The following is a 13,703-nucleotide window of genomic DNA, read 5'->3' on the forward strand; positions in this document are numbered from 1 at the left end:
ATTAGGGGACAGATATGGAATCGCTAAAAGCCAAGGATTATATGCAGAGCAGACCCATCACCTTCACAGCCGACATGATGGTGCAATCTGCGGTCGAAAAATTTCTGAACAGCCATCAGCTGGGTGGGCCGGTGGTAGATGAGAAGGGCCATCTGATCGGCTGGATCTCCGAGCAGGATTGTATCGCCGTGATGCTCAAGGAGGCCTACCACTGCGAGCAGGTGGCACAGGTCAAGGATGTGATGCGCAAAGAGGTGCTGACGGTGAGGCCCGATACCAGCATTTTGACGCTGGCCGAGATGATGATGGGGCAAAAGCCGAAGATCTATCCGGTGGTGGAGGAGGGACGCCTGCTCGGTGTTATCAATCGTCACAACGTAATACAAGCGATTCACGCCCAGCTCACCACCTGTTTTGTCCATCACACCCACGGTTAACCCTGTTTTCCCTCTCTCCCAAGGCAAGCTGCGGCTTGCCTTGGTTATTTCAGACGCAGCCTTTATAGATGTTATGCCATCTTACAATAATTGTTTTGCCATGTATGAGGATCGGCCAATCTCTCTGTCTTCCCATGTATTGCGCTACGTTAAGGCTTGCACCGTCTCCGCTCGCTCTTTAGGATCGCTCCCAGCTTATCGATATGGCCCCTCTGGGCACCTATTTAAGGAATTCGTACCTTGTCTCTCTCTATCGAGGCGCTGCGCCGCCGTCTCTCTGCCTGCATGAATCTCGACGCCCGCCGCCTTTCCAGCCGTCTGCACGGGGTCAAGAAGCTGCCTGAAGGCAAACAGGCCGCCGTGCTTGAGACCATTTCCGCTGATCTTGATGCCGCGCAAGCGCGTTACCAGTCCCGTCTGGCCGGTGTACCCAAGGTCACTTATCCGGACAATTTGCCGGTCAGCCAGAAGCAGGCGGAGATCGCCAAAGCGATCAGTGAGCATCAGGTGGTGATCATCGCCGGTGAAACCGGCTCGGGCAAAACCACCCAGATCCCCAAGATTTGTCTGGCGCTGGGGCGCGGAGTGAAGGGCTTTATCGGCCACACCCAGCCGCGCCGTCTGGCGGCCCGTACCGTGGCGGCCCGTATCGCAGAAGAGATGGAGTCAGAACTAGGCAACTACGTGGGTTACAAGGTGCGCTTTACCGATCAGGTGAGCGAGCAGACCCACATCAAGCTGATGACCGATGGTATTCTGCTGGCGGAGATCCAGAACGACAGGATGCTCACCCAGTACGACACCATCATCATCGATGAGGCCCATGAGCGCAGCCTCAACATCGACTTCATCCTGGGCTACCTCAAGCAACTGCTGCCACGGCGCCCGGATCTCAAGGTGATCATCACCTCGGCCACCATAGACCCGCAGCGCTTCTCCCGTCATTTCAACAAGGCGCCGGTGATCGAGGTCTCCGGTCGCACCTATCCCGTGGATGTGCGTTATCGCCCCCTGTTTGTTGATAAAAAAAGCAGCGACAAGAGTGAAGGGCTGGAGGAGCGCGACGAGCTGCAGGGGATCTTCGATGCGGTTGAAGAGCTGGCCCGGGAAGGGTTGGGGGACATCCTCATCTTCATGAACGGCGAGCGGGAGATCCGCGATACTGCCGATGCTCTGCGCAAGCTCAACCTGCGCGATACCGAGGTGCTGCCGCTCTACGCCCGCCTCTCCAACGCCGAGCAGAACAAGGTGTTCCAGCAACACGCAGGTCGGCGCATCGTGCTGGCCACCAACGTGGCGGAGACCTCGCTGACGGTGCCGGGCATTCGTTACGTGATCGATCCGGGCACCGCCCGCATCAGCCGCTACTCTTGGCGCACCAAGGTACAGCGCCTGCCCATCGAGCCGGTCTCCCAGGCCAGCGCCAACCAGCGTAAGGGTCGCTGCGGCCGGGTTGCGGACGGTATCTGTATTCGCCTCTACTCCGAGGAGGATTTCAACAACCGCCCGGCCTTTACCGACCCCGAGATCCTGCGTACCAACCTGGCGTCCGTCATCCTGCAGATGCTGGCGCTCGGCCTTGGCAACATGGAGGCGTTCCCGTTCGTCGAGCCGCCGGAGTCGCGCCATATCAAGGATGGCCTGACCCTGCTCAAAGAGCTGGAGGCGGTCAAAGAGCTGCCTGGCACCCGGGATCAGGAGCCGAAACTACAGCTGACCGAAACCGGTCGCCAGCTCTCGCGCATCCCCCTTGATCCACGGCTTGCCAAGATGGTGATCACGGCGGCGCAAACCGGCTGCCTGAGCGAAGTGATGGTGATCACCGCGGGCCTCAGTATTCAGGATCCCCGCGAGCGGCCCATGGAGAAGAAGCAGGCCGCCGACGAGCAACACAGACGCTTTGAAGACAAGGATTCCGACTTCCTCGCCTTCGTTAACCTCTGGAACTACCTGAAAGAGCAGCAGGATCTTCTTGGCAGCAACCCGTTCCGCCGCATGTGCCAGAAGGAGTTCCTCTCCTACCTGCGGGTGCGCGAATGGCAGGATATTCATTTCCAGCTGCGCCAGACGGTGAAAGAGCTGGGCTTTAAAGCCAACCATGAACCGGCGGATTTCAAGACGGTACATTGCGCGCTGCTGACCGGCCTCTTGAGCCACATCGGCAACAAGGATCTGGAAAAGCCCGAGTTCCTTGGCGCCCGCAACGGCCGCTTCCACCTGTTCCCGGCCTCGGGCCTGTTCAAGAAGCCGCCCAAGTGGGTGATGGCCGCAGAATTGGTGGAGACCTCGCGCCTCTACGCCCGCATCAACGCCAAGATTGAGCCCGAGTGGGTGGAGCCGCTGGCAGGCCACCTCATCAAGCTGCACCACAGCGACCCCCACTGGTCGAAGAAAAATGGCGCCGTGATGGCCAAGGAGAAGGTGACGCTTTATGGCCTGACCCTGGTCAATGAGCGCACCATCAACTTCAGCCGCCTCGATCCGGCGCTGTGCCGCGAGCTGTTTATTCGCCGCGCGCTGGTAGAGGGGGATTTCGAGACCCGCCACCGCTTCTTCAGCGATAACCGCAAGCTGTTGGCCGAGGTGGAAGCGCTGGAGCACAAATCCCGGCGTCGGGACATTCTGGTGGATGACGAGGACTTGTTCCGCTTCTACGATGCCCGCCTGCCGGAGGAGGTGATTTCAGCCCGCCACTTCGATAAGTGGTGGAAAGAGGCGCAAAAGCAGGATCCCGAGCTACTCAACTTCGAAAAAGAGATGCTGATGAAGGGGGATGCCGCCCATATCAGCGATCTCGACTACCCCAACTTCTGGCAGCAGGGGCGACTCAAGCTCAAGCTGAGCTACCAGTTTGAACCGGGGGAGGCGGCGGATGGCGTGACCTTGCATATTCCGCTGCCGCTGCTCAATCAGGTGGAAGTGAAAGGGTTTGAGTGGCTGATCCCCGGGCTGCGCCATGAGCTGCTGGTCGCCCTCATCAAGTCGATGCCAAAGCCGATGCGCAAGAACTTCGTGCCAGCGCCGAACTACGCCGACGCGCTGCTCGCCACCCTCAACCCGGAGCAGGGGCCGCTGTTGGACGAGATGGAGCGCCAACTGCGCCGCATGACCGGTGTCACTGTACCTCGCGAATCCTGGGACTGGGCTGCGGTGCCCGATCACCTGAAACTCACCTTCCGGGTGGTCGATGACAAGCACAAGAAGGTGGCGGAAGGCAAAGATCTGGAGGCGCTGAAAGAATCCCTGCGCGGCAAGGTGCAGGAGACCTTGTCGCAAGTGGCAGACGACGATATCGAGCAGTCCGGCCTCACCCTGTGGAGCTTTGGCGAGCTACCCCAGGAGTACAGCCAGAAGCGCGGTGGTTTTGAAGTGAAAGCCTATCCGGCACTAGTGGATGAGAAAGATTCGGTCTCCATCCAGTTGGTAGAGAGCCCGGTGGCCCAGCAACAGCTGATGTGGGCCGGCCAGCGCCGACTGGTGCTGCTCAATGTGCCATCTCCCATTAAATACCTGCAGGAGAAGCTGCCCAACAAGGCCAAGCTCGGGCTCTACTTCAACCCGTTTGGCAAGGTGGCGGAGCTGATTGACGACTGCATCGCCTGTGGCTGCGACAAGCTGATCGAGCAGCATGGCGGGCTGGCCTGGGACGAGGCCGGTTTCGAGGCGCTCAAGGAGTATGTCCGCGCCGAGCTCAACGATGCGGTGGTGGAGGTGGCCAAGCAGGTGGAAGCGGTGCTGACCCTCTCCCATGAGATCAAGAAGCGGCTCAAGGGCAAGATGCAGCTCGACACCGCCTTTGCCATGTCGGATATCCAGCTGCAGCTGAGCAATTTGATCCATAAGGGCTTCGTCACCGAGACCGGTTGGCAGCGACTGCCTGACTTGCTGCGCTATCTGCGTGCCATCGAGCGACGTCTGGAGAAACTGGCCATCGATCCCAACCGGGATCGGGTCTACATGCTCAAGGTGCAGAGTGTGGAGTCCGAGTACAAGGCGCTACTGGCCAAGATCCCCAAATCCCAGCTGATCCCGGCCGAAGTAGCCAACATCCGCTGGATGATCGAGGAGCTGCGGGTGTCGTTCTTTGCCCAGAATCTGGGGACTCCGTATCCGGTCTCCGATAAACGGGTGCTTAACGCCATCGCTCAGTGCTAAGCTGCTATCTAACTGTTTTAACAGCACGATAGCGCGTGATGAGAAGGGGTTGCCAGGCAGCTGGCGCCCTTCAAACCGCAAGTCAGGGAGGCAAGGATGCTGGGGATCTGGTTGAGTGTGGCGCAGGTGGTGATCAGCGGTTACCAACCCATCGCGGAACAAACCTGGGTGCAGTTGAACCCGGAATATTACCCGCTGGCGCGCACGCCGCCTGCGATGTTTGTGGCCTGGCGTGGCAATCAGTTCCCGCCGCTGGCCCAGAAGCAGAAGCATGGTCGCTGGCAGATCCTCTTTCCCGCCCGGCTGGTGCCTCCCTTCGATCTGTTCGAGGGGGAGGCAGAGCTCTCCAAAACTTATCTGGCAAGGCTGCGGCGCATCGATGAGATGGCTTACGGGGTAGCACCGGGCCAGGCGGTTGCGGTGGGTGCAATCGTGCAGCAGGGCAGTGGTTTCCCTGGTTATAGCGCGCAATCCATCGCGCCTTTTATTGCCGAGTTCCGAACACCCCAAGACGCGTTCGGTGGTGTCGATATTCCCACCGACACCGACACCGACACCGACGAGAGCGAACCTCTGCTGGCTCAGTTAGGCGTGACGTTTCGCACCGCGGGGATGACTGGCGCAGATGCGTTGATTGGGGGGGGGATGGCGCTCGCCAGCAGTACGGCTAGCTTATCCACTGGCAGTGACGCCATGCTCACCCTCTCGGATCCGGCAGCCGGCGGCCCACAAACCGTGTGTCATCAGGTCGCGGCGGGGGAGACCCTGTGGCGCATTGCCAATCAGCTCTCCAGTGCCAAGGGGGTCGATACCTACAGCTATTTGCTGGCGCTGGTAGCGGAGAATCAACCACGGCTTGGCAAGAGCATTCGGGTCAGAACGGGGGAGGGTCTTTACTGCCCGCGTGCCGAGACCCTGGCGCAGTTTGATGCCCTGAGCCCGGCCCAGCGTCAGCAGCAATTTGCCCGGCTGGAGCAGGGGCGCTAAATGCAGAGTCGGTACCTTGTATCCGAATTTGGCCCGTGGTAGTATTCGCGCTCGTTTTGCGAGGTGCTGACCGGTCGCAGTTAGCACCATAAATTCATCCAAAAGAGATACACACTATGTCTTTCGTATTCCAAGCTGAAGTCCGTTCTGACCTGGGGAAAGGTGCGAGCCGCCGCCTGCGTCAAGCTGACCAAGTTCCTGCCATCGTTTACGGTGCAGGCAAAGAAGCCCTGTCCATCACTGTTGACCACAAGAAAATGGTTCTGGCTCAAGAGAAGCCGGAATTCTATGAGTCTGTACTGACTCTGGTTATCAACGGTGAAGAAGTTAACGTAAAAGTGAAAGCTATCCAGCGTCACCCGGTACGTTACAAGCTGATCCACCTGGACTTCGTTCGCGTTTAATAGCGAACCGTCAGGTTGAAGAAAGGCCACTCTCAGGAGTGGCTTTTTGCTATCTGGCATCTGGTGAGCGGGCTGAAAGGACTACCTGATCAGCTACCGCAAGCCGGTTATCCCAGCTGGCTCAGCGCCTGTTGGCAGCGCTGCTCGGCGGCATCCAGCTCCAGCAGCACCATCCTGATATCTTCCATCTGCTGTTGCAGTGTCTCCCGTTTCTCCTCAACCAGTCCCAGCATGGTCTGCAACTGGGTGCGGCTGCTCTTGTCGGCATCATAGAGATCGAACAGCTCGCGGATCTCGGCGAGGCTGAACCCGAGCCGCTTGCCGCGCAAGGTGAGCTTGAGGCGAACCCGATCCTGCTTGCTATAAATGCGGGTCTGTCCCTCTCTGGCGGGGTTGAGCAACCCCTGATCCTCGTAGAAACGGATACTGCGCGTTGTAATATCAAATTCCCGGGCCAGCTCACTGATGCTGAAGCGCCGTCCTTCATCCTTGTTGTTCATACAGACTTCTTGGCGAACTAAATCCTGTCTGCACCTTACCTAAACGTAAACTGCACTGCAACTCTTGTTCCATCGCGTCAGAACCCCTATGTTATGGCCATGTAACAAACAGAGGTTGGCAAATGGATATTGCAATTGTGGCGGCAAAACGGACTCCGATGGGGGCGTTTCAGGGGGCATTGGCTGAGGTAACGGCGCCTGAGTTGGGAGCCTGTGCCATCGAGGCGGCACTGCAGCAAAGCGGGCTGCGTCCGGAGCAGGTCGATGAAGTGTTTATGGGCAATGTGCTGGCTGCGGGCGTGGGGCAAGCGCCCGCCAGGCAGGCGCTGTTGAAAGCGGGGCTGCCAGATGGTGTGCCCGCTACCACCATCAACAAGGTGTGCGGCTCCGGCATGAAGGCGGTGATGCTGGCGGCGGATACCATTCGTCTGGGGGATAACCGGGTGGTGGTGGCGGGGGGGATGGAAAGCATGAGTCGTGCCCCCTATCTGCTGGATAATGCCCGCAGCGGCTTTCGGATGGGGCATCAAAAGGTGCTGGATCACCTCTTCCTCGACGGTTTGCAAGATGCCTATGACGGCCAGCTGATGGGGATACATGCCCAGCGCAGCGCCGATCAGGCCGGTTTGACCCGCACTGCCATGGATGAGTTTGCCCTTGCGTCGTTGCAGCGTGCCCGCGATGCACAGCAAGCAGGCGCGTTTGCATCCGAGCTGGCAAGTATCTATCGCGGTGATCGCTTGTTGCTGGCCGAGGACGAACAACCGGGCAAGGGCAGACCGGAGAAGATCCCGACCCTTAAGCCTGCATTTGGCAAGGAGGGCACCATTACGGCGGCCAATTCGAGCTCCATCTCGGACGGTGCGGCGGCGCTGATATTGATGGATGGCGCCACGGCGCAAGCCTGGCAGGTACCTGTGCTGGCACGGATAGTCGGTTATCAGAGCCACGCGGCATTGCCCGCCGAATTTACCTCCGCGCCCATTGGCGCCATTTCACGGCTGCTGGCGCGTCTGGCATGGTCGGTGGAGGAGGTGGATCTGTTCGAGATCAACGAGGCCTTTGCCATGGTCACCATGCTGGCCATGAGCGGGATCGGCATCCCTCATCACAAGGTCAATGTGCATGGCGGGGCCTGTGCGCTCGGTCACCCGCTGGGGGCGAGTGGCGCGCGCATTCTGGTGACGCTGATCGCCGCGCTGCGGCAACGGGGTTTGCGGCGGGGAGTGGCTGCGCTCTGTATCGGAGGTGGGGAGGCGACAGCCATCGCGGTCGAGGTGAATGACGCGACGAATTAGTCGGTGGCTTCCATCGCCAGCAGCTGTTCGTTGACCCAGGTGGTGGCGGCCAGATAGAGGTGACTCACCTTATCCTCGTTGAGCCCTAACTTTGCGGTTCTGGCCGTGACTCTTGACCAGTTGGCATTTTCGTAATCTTCACAAAACGCGAGGTAGAAACCGAGATTGCCTTTGCGTTCCAGCAGCGCCAGCCGAATATCTTCAATAAGGGGAATAGTGCCCAGCAGCTTGTCCATCGGCTGCTCCATCAGCACATCCAGCAGGGAGAAGAGACCGGTGATAAAGGCCTGTTGTGCCTGTTGGGTCGGGGCGTGAGCATGGGCCAGCAGCTCACAGAATCGGGCGCGGATCATCGACATCTGATAGAGCTCGGCGCTCTTGCCCTTGCCCGCGCTGGTCGCTGCCACCAGCGAGACAAAGCGCTTTAGCTGGGTGTTGCCCAGATAAATGGCCGCCTGGCGAAATGACGAGATGGGATTGGTATGGCCTTTGAGGTGGTTGACGTAGCGCAGCAGCTTGAGGGAGAGGGAGATATCCTGCCCGAGTAGCTGCTCAATCTTGTTGATATCAGGCTCTGTCTCGTTGACCACATTGAGCAGTTGCATCACCACGACCTGCGCCGGCTCCATGGTCGCTTGTTTGACCATCTCGGGGCGACTGAAGAAAAAGCCCTGGAACAGCTGGATCCCCAGCTGTTTGACCCGCTCGAACTCTGCCTTGTCCTCCACTTTTTCCGCCAGATAGGTGAGCCCCAGCGTCTGATGCCGCTGGATAAACACCTTGATCTGCAGCAGGGAGGTGGCGCGCAGATCAAACTTGATGATGTGGATAAAGGGGAGGAAGCGTTCCCAATCCGGTGACATGGTGAAGTCGTCGAGTGCCAGCTGATAACCCAGCGTGTGCAACTGCTTCACCTTTTCCAGCAGGGCATCATCCGGTGGGGAATCTTCCAGAATTTCGATCACCACTTTTTCGGGCGGCAGGCACTCTGCCAATCCCTCCAGCAGCAGTGAGTGGGGGAAATTGATAAAGCAGGGGCGGCCCCCCAACAGCTGATCGATATTCTGTTGCAGGAACTGTTCGACCACCAGGCGTGATGTCGCCTGCTGGGATGAGATACTCGGGAAGACATTATTCAGACTATCGCGAAAGAGCAGCTCATAGGCATGGGTATTGAGGTCTCTGTCGAGGATCGGCTGTCTTGCTACGTAGGAATACATGCCTTGCTCCAGTATGGGTACTGGGTTGATTTTATGGTGTTGCAGAACACTATGCCAGTATTCACCTTATTGAGTAAGGCAATAATTGGCATAGCGTTTTTCTACAGGGCAGGAAGTTAGAAGAAATAGCTCAATTGTGCACCAGCCAGCCAGGCATCCCCTTCGGAAGTGCCCTGGAAGGTGGAGGTCGTCAGCGGATTGCCCGGTTGCAGCTCCATTTTTTCGGTGACATCCACCTTTTTGCCATCGATCAGGGTCAGCCCCAGATCCACGGTCAGGTTGGGAGTGAACTGATACCCCATCCCCAGACTGTACCAGAGCCGATCGGCATCCGGGATGGAGATGGTTCGACGATCGGCTGGCACCGGGCTGGCGTCATAGGCCACACCGGAGCGCAGTTGCCACTGGGGAGTGACCTGATAGGTCATACCGACGGCATAGCGCCAGCTATCTTCCCAGTGCTCATCCTTGATATGCATGCTCTGCAAATTGTTTAGATCAGCTTCCAGCTGAACGAATTTGCTCCAGTTGGTCCAGTTCAGGCTGCCGTGGAGAGCCAGCTTGTCAGTCAGCTGATGGAATGCTGCCAATTCTGCCGTCGCGGGCAGTGGCAGATCCAGACTGCCGGTATCTCTGAGCTCGGTAACGGAGCCGTCTGCATTGGGTCGGCCCACAATCGCGTCACCCGAGAGCGTCAAATTGACATCGTGACGGTAGGAGAGGCTGATCCGGGTTTGCTCCGACAGTTCCAGCAAGGTGCCGACATTCCAGCCCCATGCCCAGCCATCCCCTTGCAGATGTTTTGCGATCAGGTTGCGAGAGGGGAAGGTGCCGCCGACCTCGCCTTCGCCCTGAATAGCGGAGATCCCGGCACCGATTGACCACATCTCATTGATCCGATAGGCGAGTGAGGTGCCCAGATCCATGGTCTTGATATCTGAGACATTGCCAAAGTGGCCTGCGCTGTAGTTATCCGGCATCTTGACGCCAAGACCGTAGTAAGAGGTTGCCGAGAAGCCGAGGCGCCACTGTTCGTTGAGTGGAATGATGAGATAGGCGTTGGGTACCCAGGCCGCGGCTGCAATATCGTGTGCACTGGCATCGGAAGTGACGATGCCGGGTTTGGTCGGCAAGCGGGTGTTGCCTTCAATATTGACATCAGGACTGACATAGATGGCGCCGCCAGAGAGCGCCATCTGATTGAAGCGGGTCATGGCAGCCGCATTGCGGGAGAGCACGCTGGCGTTATCCGCGATGGCGGCCTCACCGGCAAAGGCGCGTCCCAGGCCTGTAGCGGACTGTTCAGCCAGCTGGAACCCGGCGGCATGGGTCTGACCCGCGATCACCAGCAGAGCGATCGCGGACGGTTTGATGATGGGATGCATGACAAAATCCTTGCTGTTACCCGAAGGTTAAATAGGTCATATGAATGGAGGCAGGATTTTATATGGTATGACCAGCAAGGCAACGGACATGGTGGGTCTCAGGACAAAACAAGATTTAATGCTGGGGAGAAGCACTCTAATAGTTTGATTAAAAAAGAAAAATAAACACGTGTGTGCTACATCTGTGCGCTGAAATGGATTTTATGGACAAAAAAAGAGCGCCTGATGGCGCTCTTTCCATTTTATCAATAATCAGAACTTCATGTTGAACTGAGCAGAGGCCAGGAAGGCGTTGCCGTGGGAAGTACCCTGCCAGCGAGTAGTGCTGTCATGTTTTGGCAGACCTTCGTTGACGTCAACTTCTTTACCGTCCAGATAGGCCATACCAAAGTCAACGCTCATATCGGTGTTGATGTGGTAGGTGGCACCTGCGCTATACCAGATACGGTCTGAGTCGGGGATACTCAGGCTACGGTATTCGGCTTCGATCGGGCTATTGTCATAGGCAAAGCCCAGACGAGCTTCCCAGGCCGGATTGATATACCAGGTACCACCGATGGAATAACGGAGGGAATCTTTAAAATTCTCGGGTTTTTGCAAGCATTGGCCAACAATTGCGCCATCTTTACAGCCACTGCTGGTTGCTTTCAGTTCTTCAAACGCACTCCAGTCTGTCCAGTTGACGGAGTAATGAACTGCAAATTGCGGATTAAGACGGTGATAACCCGCAAATTCTGCCTGAGCTGGCAAATCCAGCTTCAGGTTACCATCTACGGTTTTAAATACAGGCTTGCCATTCTGGAGACCTGCTACGCCGGCAGTCGAGCCCTGAAAATCACCATCAAAGCTCATATCCACTTGTGAGCGATAAGTCAGAGCAAAACGGTGGTTTTCGTTGACTTCATAGAGAGTACCAACGTTCCACCCGAAGCCCCATGTGTCACCTTTGAGATGTGCGACGTTTGTATCTTTCGGGAGCCCGCTTAGATTAAAACCGGCAAAACGGTTGAGCTCCGCAGCACCGTAAACAGCGTTAATACCTGCACCAATGCTGAATTGTTCGTTGATACGATAGGCAATATTAGGGTTGATATTGAAGGTGACCAGCTCTGTATTGCCTGCCGCTGAACCCGCATTGAATGCCTCAGAATATTCGGTAGACAGGCCGTAATTTGAAAATAGGCCGATGCCCCAAGCCCATTGGTCATTCAGCGGCTGAATAAAATAAGAGGCGGGGACGAAAGCGGCAGGCGCAATACCACTTTCACTGGCTGGGAGAACCCCCCCTATTTTGCCCTCCACATCCACATCCGGTTTGATGTAGGTGCCGGAGACAGAGACCGCCATCTTGTCGAAGGTGGTCATGGCTGCAGGGTTACGGGCCAGTACGGAGGCGTTGTCGGCGATAGCCGCTTCACCGGCATAGGCGCGACCCAGACCGGAGGCCGAGTGCTCGTTCAACTGGAATGCCGCAGCATGGACTTGACCGGTGGCCAGCGCGATGGTGGCGGCAATCAGGCTCTTCTTGAAAATAGTTGTCGTCATGGTTTTCTCTCTTGTAGGCAGATTTTTTTGCCGATATTGGCTGCACGTTCAATGCAAACCCCGACAAAATCCGTTTTTATTTCAGCTTCTTCCCAATCAATTCTGGCGTGATTCTATGGATCTGGTAGGAGGTAAGAAATCAGACCAGTGACAGCAGAATACATAAAAGTGATCGATGTGTTAATCATTTGTTTTAACTTGCTGTTTAATTCATCAGTTTCATAGGGTAACGGCGGATTATTGACCTGGATTGCCGATCCAGGTCACAAAAATAATTTTGCCGATTTTTCGATATTTTGAGGCAAATGAGCGACAACGCGGGGGAAACGGTGGGAAACAGGCTGCCGCTCGTGACGGCTGCCTGTCATTCAGGTCTGGTCAGGCTTTGTTAAATGGCCCACTGCAGCTGTGACTGTAGTGCGCTGGCAACGGGTGCAAGTGGCTCTTTCATCTCGCCAATCAGCACCATATTGGCCCCTTTTAGCCGGACTATCTCCCCTTTGAGGGTGCCATCTTCAAAGTTGGCCTGTTGCAGGGTTAGCGGGACATGTTTGGGCACGATAAAGAGGGTGACTGGCCCCATCTCTCCCCTGATCACCATATGCAAAGCTGGCCCCTGATAAAACGAGCAGTGATTGACATAGGTCACCTTTAGTCCATCCATCTCCTTCAGGGTTGCTCCGTACATCTCCAGCTTGGCATTGATGCTCTGTAAATTGACCCGTTCATCGATACCCTGGATAAAGGGCGCTTCGCCATAGACGTGGGCCATGGCCACTTGTGCGAGGGAAAGAGCCGTGGGCGTCGTCTCTGGCAGCGTGATCCAGCGGGTGCTCATCCCCAGCAGGAAGGCGACCGATGCGGCCAGGGCGATCTGGCGCCAGGATGTCGATGTCCGGATCTTGACTGGCGCCATACCAAGGGGTCGGGATGGCGGCATATCATCTTGCGTGTCACTGTCTTGCAGCATGGCTTGCCTGAGCAGGATCCGCTCGGCCAGTCCGGCGGGGACCTCTACCTGCATGGCGCGCTTGAGGCTTCTGTCGAACTGCTTCATCTCGTCGAGGTAGTTCCGATTGGCCTGGCTGGCTTCAGCGGCTTTGAGAAAGTCCGGCTGTTGATCGTTGGGCTGGATCATGGCGTTGCGGCGAAATTCGAGTTCATCCATGTCCGTGTCCTCTTGCTTGGTTCTTCTGCTCCATCGCCTCCTTGATCTGGTTGCGGGCGCGAAACAGTCGGGTCATGACGGTGTTCTTGTTGAGGCCGAGCATCTCGGCGATCTCTTCACCACTGAATCCTCCCACGAGTTGCAGCAGCAGTGGCTCCTGATACTCCTCCGGCAGCCGGGCGATATGACGGTGTAACCACTCGTGCTCCATCTGCTGTTCGCTGTGCAGAACATCATGCTGGGGTTGAGGGTGATCGTCGAGATCCACCAGCTCCAGCTGTTTGCGTTCGAAGCGGCGGGCGTTCTCCCGTCTGAGGATGGTGATCAGCCACCCCTTGGCCGCCTTGTCATCTTGCAGGGTATCGATCGCCTTCCAGGCACGCAGGAAGGCCTCTTGCACCAGATCTTCCGCCACGTTGGGATCCCGGGCCAGCCAATAGGCATAGCGGTAGAGATCGCCGTGCAGTGCATGAACCAGTGCTTCAAATTTGGTTTGTTTGTCAGCCATGGGATCAGAGACCGGCGAAGTGGCCGGATCATTTCCACCAATATGCTGCCGAGCACGTTTTTTTCTAAAAAACAGCAGTGCCATAGGGCAATCCTT

At 57.1% G+C, this 13,703-nt stretch carries 11 protein-coding genes; 5 read left to right on the forward strand and 6 right to left on the reverse strand.

What is annotated here, in order from left to right:
- Nucleotides 1-14: 14 nt before the first annotated feature.
- From BSP75_RS13545 to rplY, 4 genes are all read left to right on the forward strand, one after another.
- Complete coding sequence (locus tag BSP75_RS13545; protein WP_075113541.1) at nt 15-437, forward strand: CBS domain-containing protein; 423 nt, start codon at nt 15-17, stop codon at nt 435-437.
- Nucleotides 438-677: 240 nt separating this feature from the next.
- Nucleotides 678-4,592, forward strand: a complete 3,915-nt coding sequence (hrpA, locus tag BSP75_RS13550) for an ATP-dependent RNA helicase HrpA (RefSeq protein WP_075113542.1) — start codon at nt 678-680, stop codon at nt 4,590-4,592.
- Nucleotides 4,593-4,688: 96 nt separating this feature from the next.
- Nucleotides 4,689-5,579 carry a hypothetical protein gene (locus BSP75_RS13555; RefSeq protein ID WP_075113543.1) on the forward strand — a complete coding sequence of 297 codons (891 nt, stop codon included), beginning with the start codon at nt 4,689-4,691 and terminating at the stop codon, nt 5,577-5,579.
- A 116-nt stretch (nt 5,580-5,695) separates the two neighbouring features.
- Complete coding sequence (gene rplY / locus BSP75_RS13560; RefSeq protein ID WP_033136429.1) at nt 5,696-5,983, forward strand: 50S ribosomal protein L25; 288 nt, start codon at nt 5,696-5,698, stop codon at nt 5,981-5,983.
- Nucleotides 5,984-6,090: 107 nt separating this feature from the next.
- Here rplY and BSP75_RS13565 read toward each other — a convergent pair whose 3' ends face one another.
- Entirely contained in the window at nt 6,091-6,483 is a 393-nt protein-coding gene (locus tag BSP75_RS13565) for a MerR family DNA-binding transcriptional regulator (RefSeq protein ID WP_005360322.1), read from the reverse strand.
- A gap of 122 nt (nt 6,484-6,605) precedes the next feature.
- Here BSP75_RS13565 and BSP75_RS13570 point away from each other — a divergent pair, with 122 nt between their 5' ends.
- On the forward strand, nt 6,606-7,781 hold the full coding sequence (locus BSP75_RS13570) for a thiolase family protein (protein ID WP_075113544.1): 1,176 nt from the start codon (nt 6,606-6,608) through the stop codon (nt 7,779-7,781).
- On the opposite strand, the gene BSP75_RS13575 is transcribed toward BSP75_RS13570, so the two are convergent.
- From BSP75_RS13575 to BSP75_RS13595, 5 genes are all read right to left on the reverse strand, one after another.
- Nucleotides 7,778-9,001: an EAL domain-containing protein gene (locus BSP75_RS13575; protein WP_042060457.1), complete on the reverse strand. Its 1,224-nt coding sequence runs from the start codon at nt 8,999-9,001 to the stop codon at nt 7,778-7,780. The genes BSP75_RS13570 and BSP75_RS13575 overlap by 4 nt on opposite strands.
- Nucleotides 9,002-9,117: 116 nt before the next feature.
- Nucleotides 9,118-10,386 carry an outer membrane protein transport protein gene (locus BSP75_RS13580; protein WP_075113545.1) on the reverse strand — a complete coding sequence of 423 codons (1,269 nt, stop codon included), beginning with the start codon at nt 10,384-10,386 and terminating at the stop codon, nt 9,118-9,120.
- Nucleotides 10,387-10,638: 252 nt separating this feature from the next.
- Nucleotides 10,639-11,931 carry an outer membrane protein transport protein gene (locus tag BSP75_RS13585; protein WP_075113546.1) on the reverse strand — a complete coding sequence of 431 codons (1,293 nt, stop codon included), beginning with the start codon at nt 11,929-11,931 and terminating at the stop codon, nt 10,639-10,641.
- Nucleotides 11,932-12,319: 388 nt separating this feature from the next.
- On the reverse strand, nt 12,320-13,099 hold the full coding sequence (locus tag BSP75_RS13590) for a DUF3379 domain-containing protein (RefSeq protein WP_075113547.1): 780 nt from the start codon (nt 13,097-13,099) through the stop codon (nt 12,320-12,322).
- Nucleotides 13,092-13,691: a sigma-70 family RNA polymerase sigma factor gene (locus tag BSP75_RS13595; protein ID WP_075113548.1), complete on the reverse strand. Its 600-nt coding sequence runs from the start codon at nt 13,689-13,691 to the stop codon at nt 13,092-13,094. The genes BSP75_RS13590 and BSP75_RS13595 overlap by 8 nt, the downstream gene beginning before the upstream one ends.
- Between the last annotated feature and the right edge of the window lie 12 nt (nt 13,692-13,703).

The sequence above is a fragment of the Aeromonas sp. YN13HZO-058 genome (assembly GCF_001921245.1).
GTDB lineage: Bacteria > Pseudomonadota > Gammaproteobacteria > Enterobacterales > Aeromonadaceae > Aeromonas > Aeromonas allosaccharophila.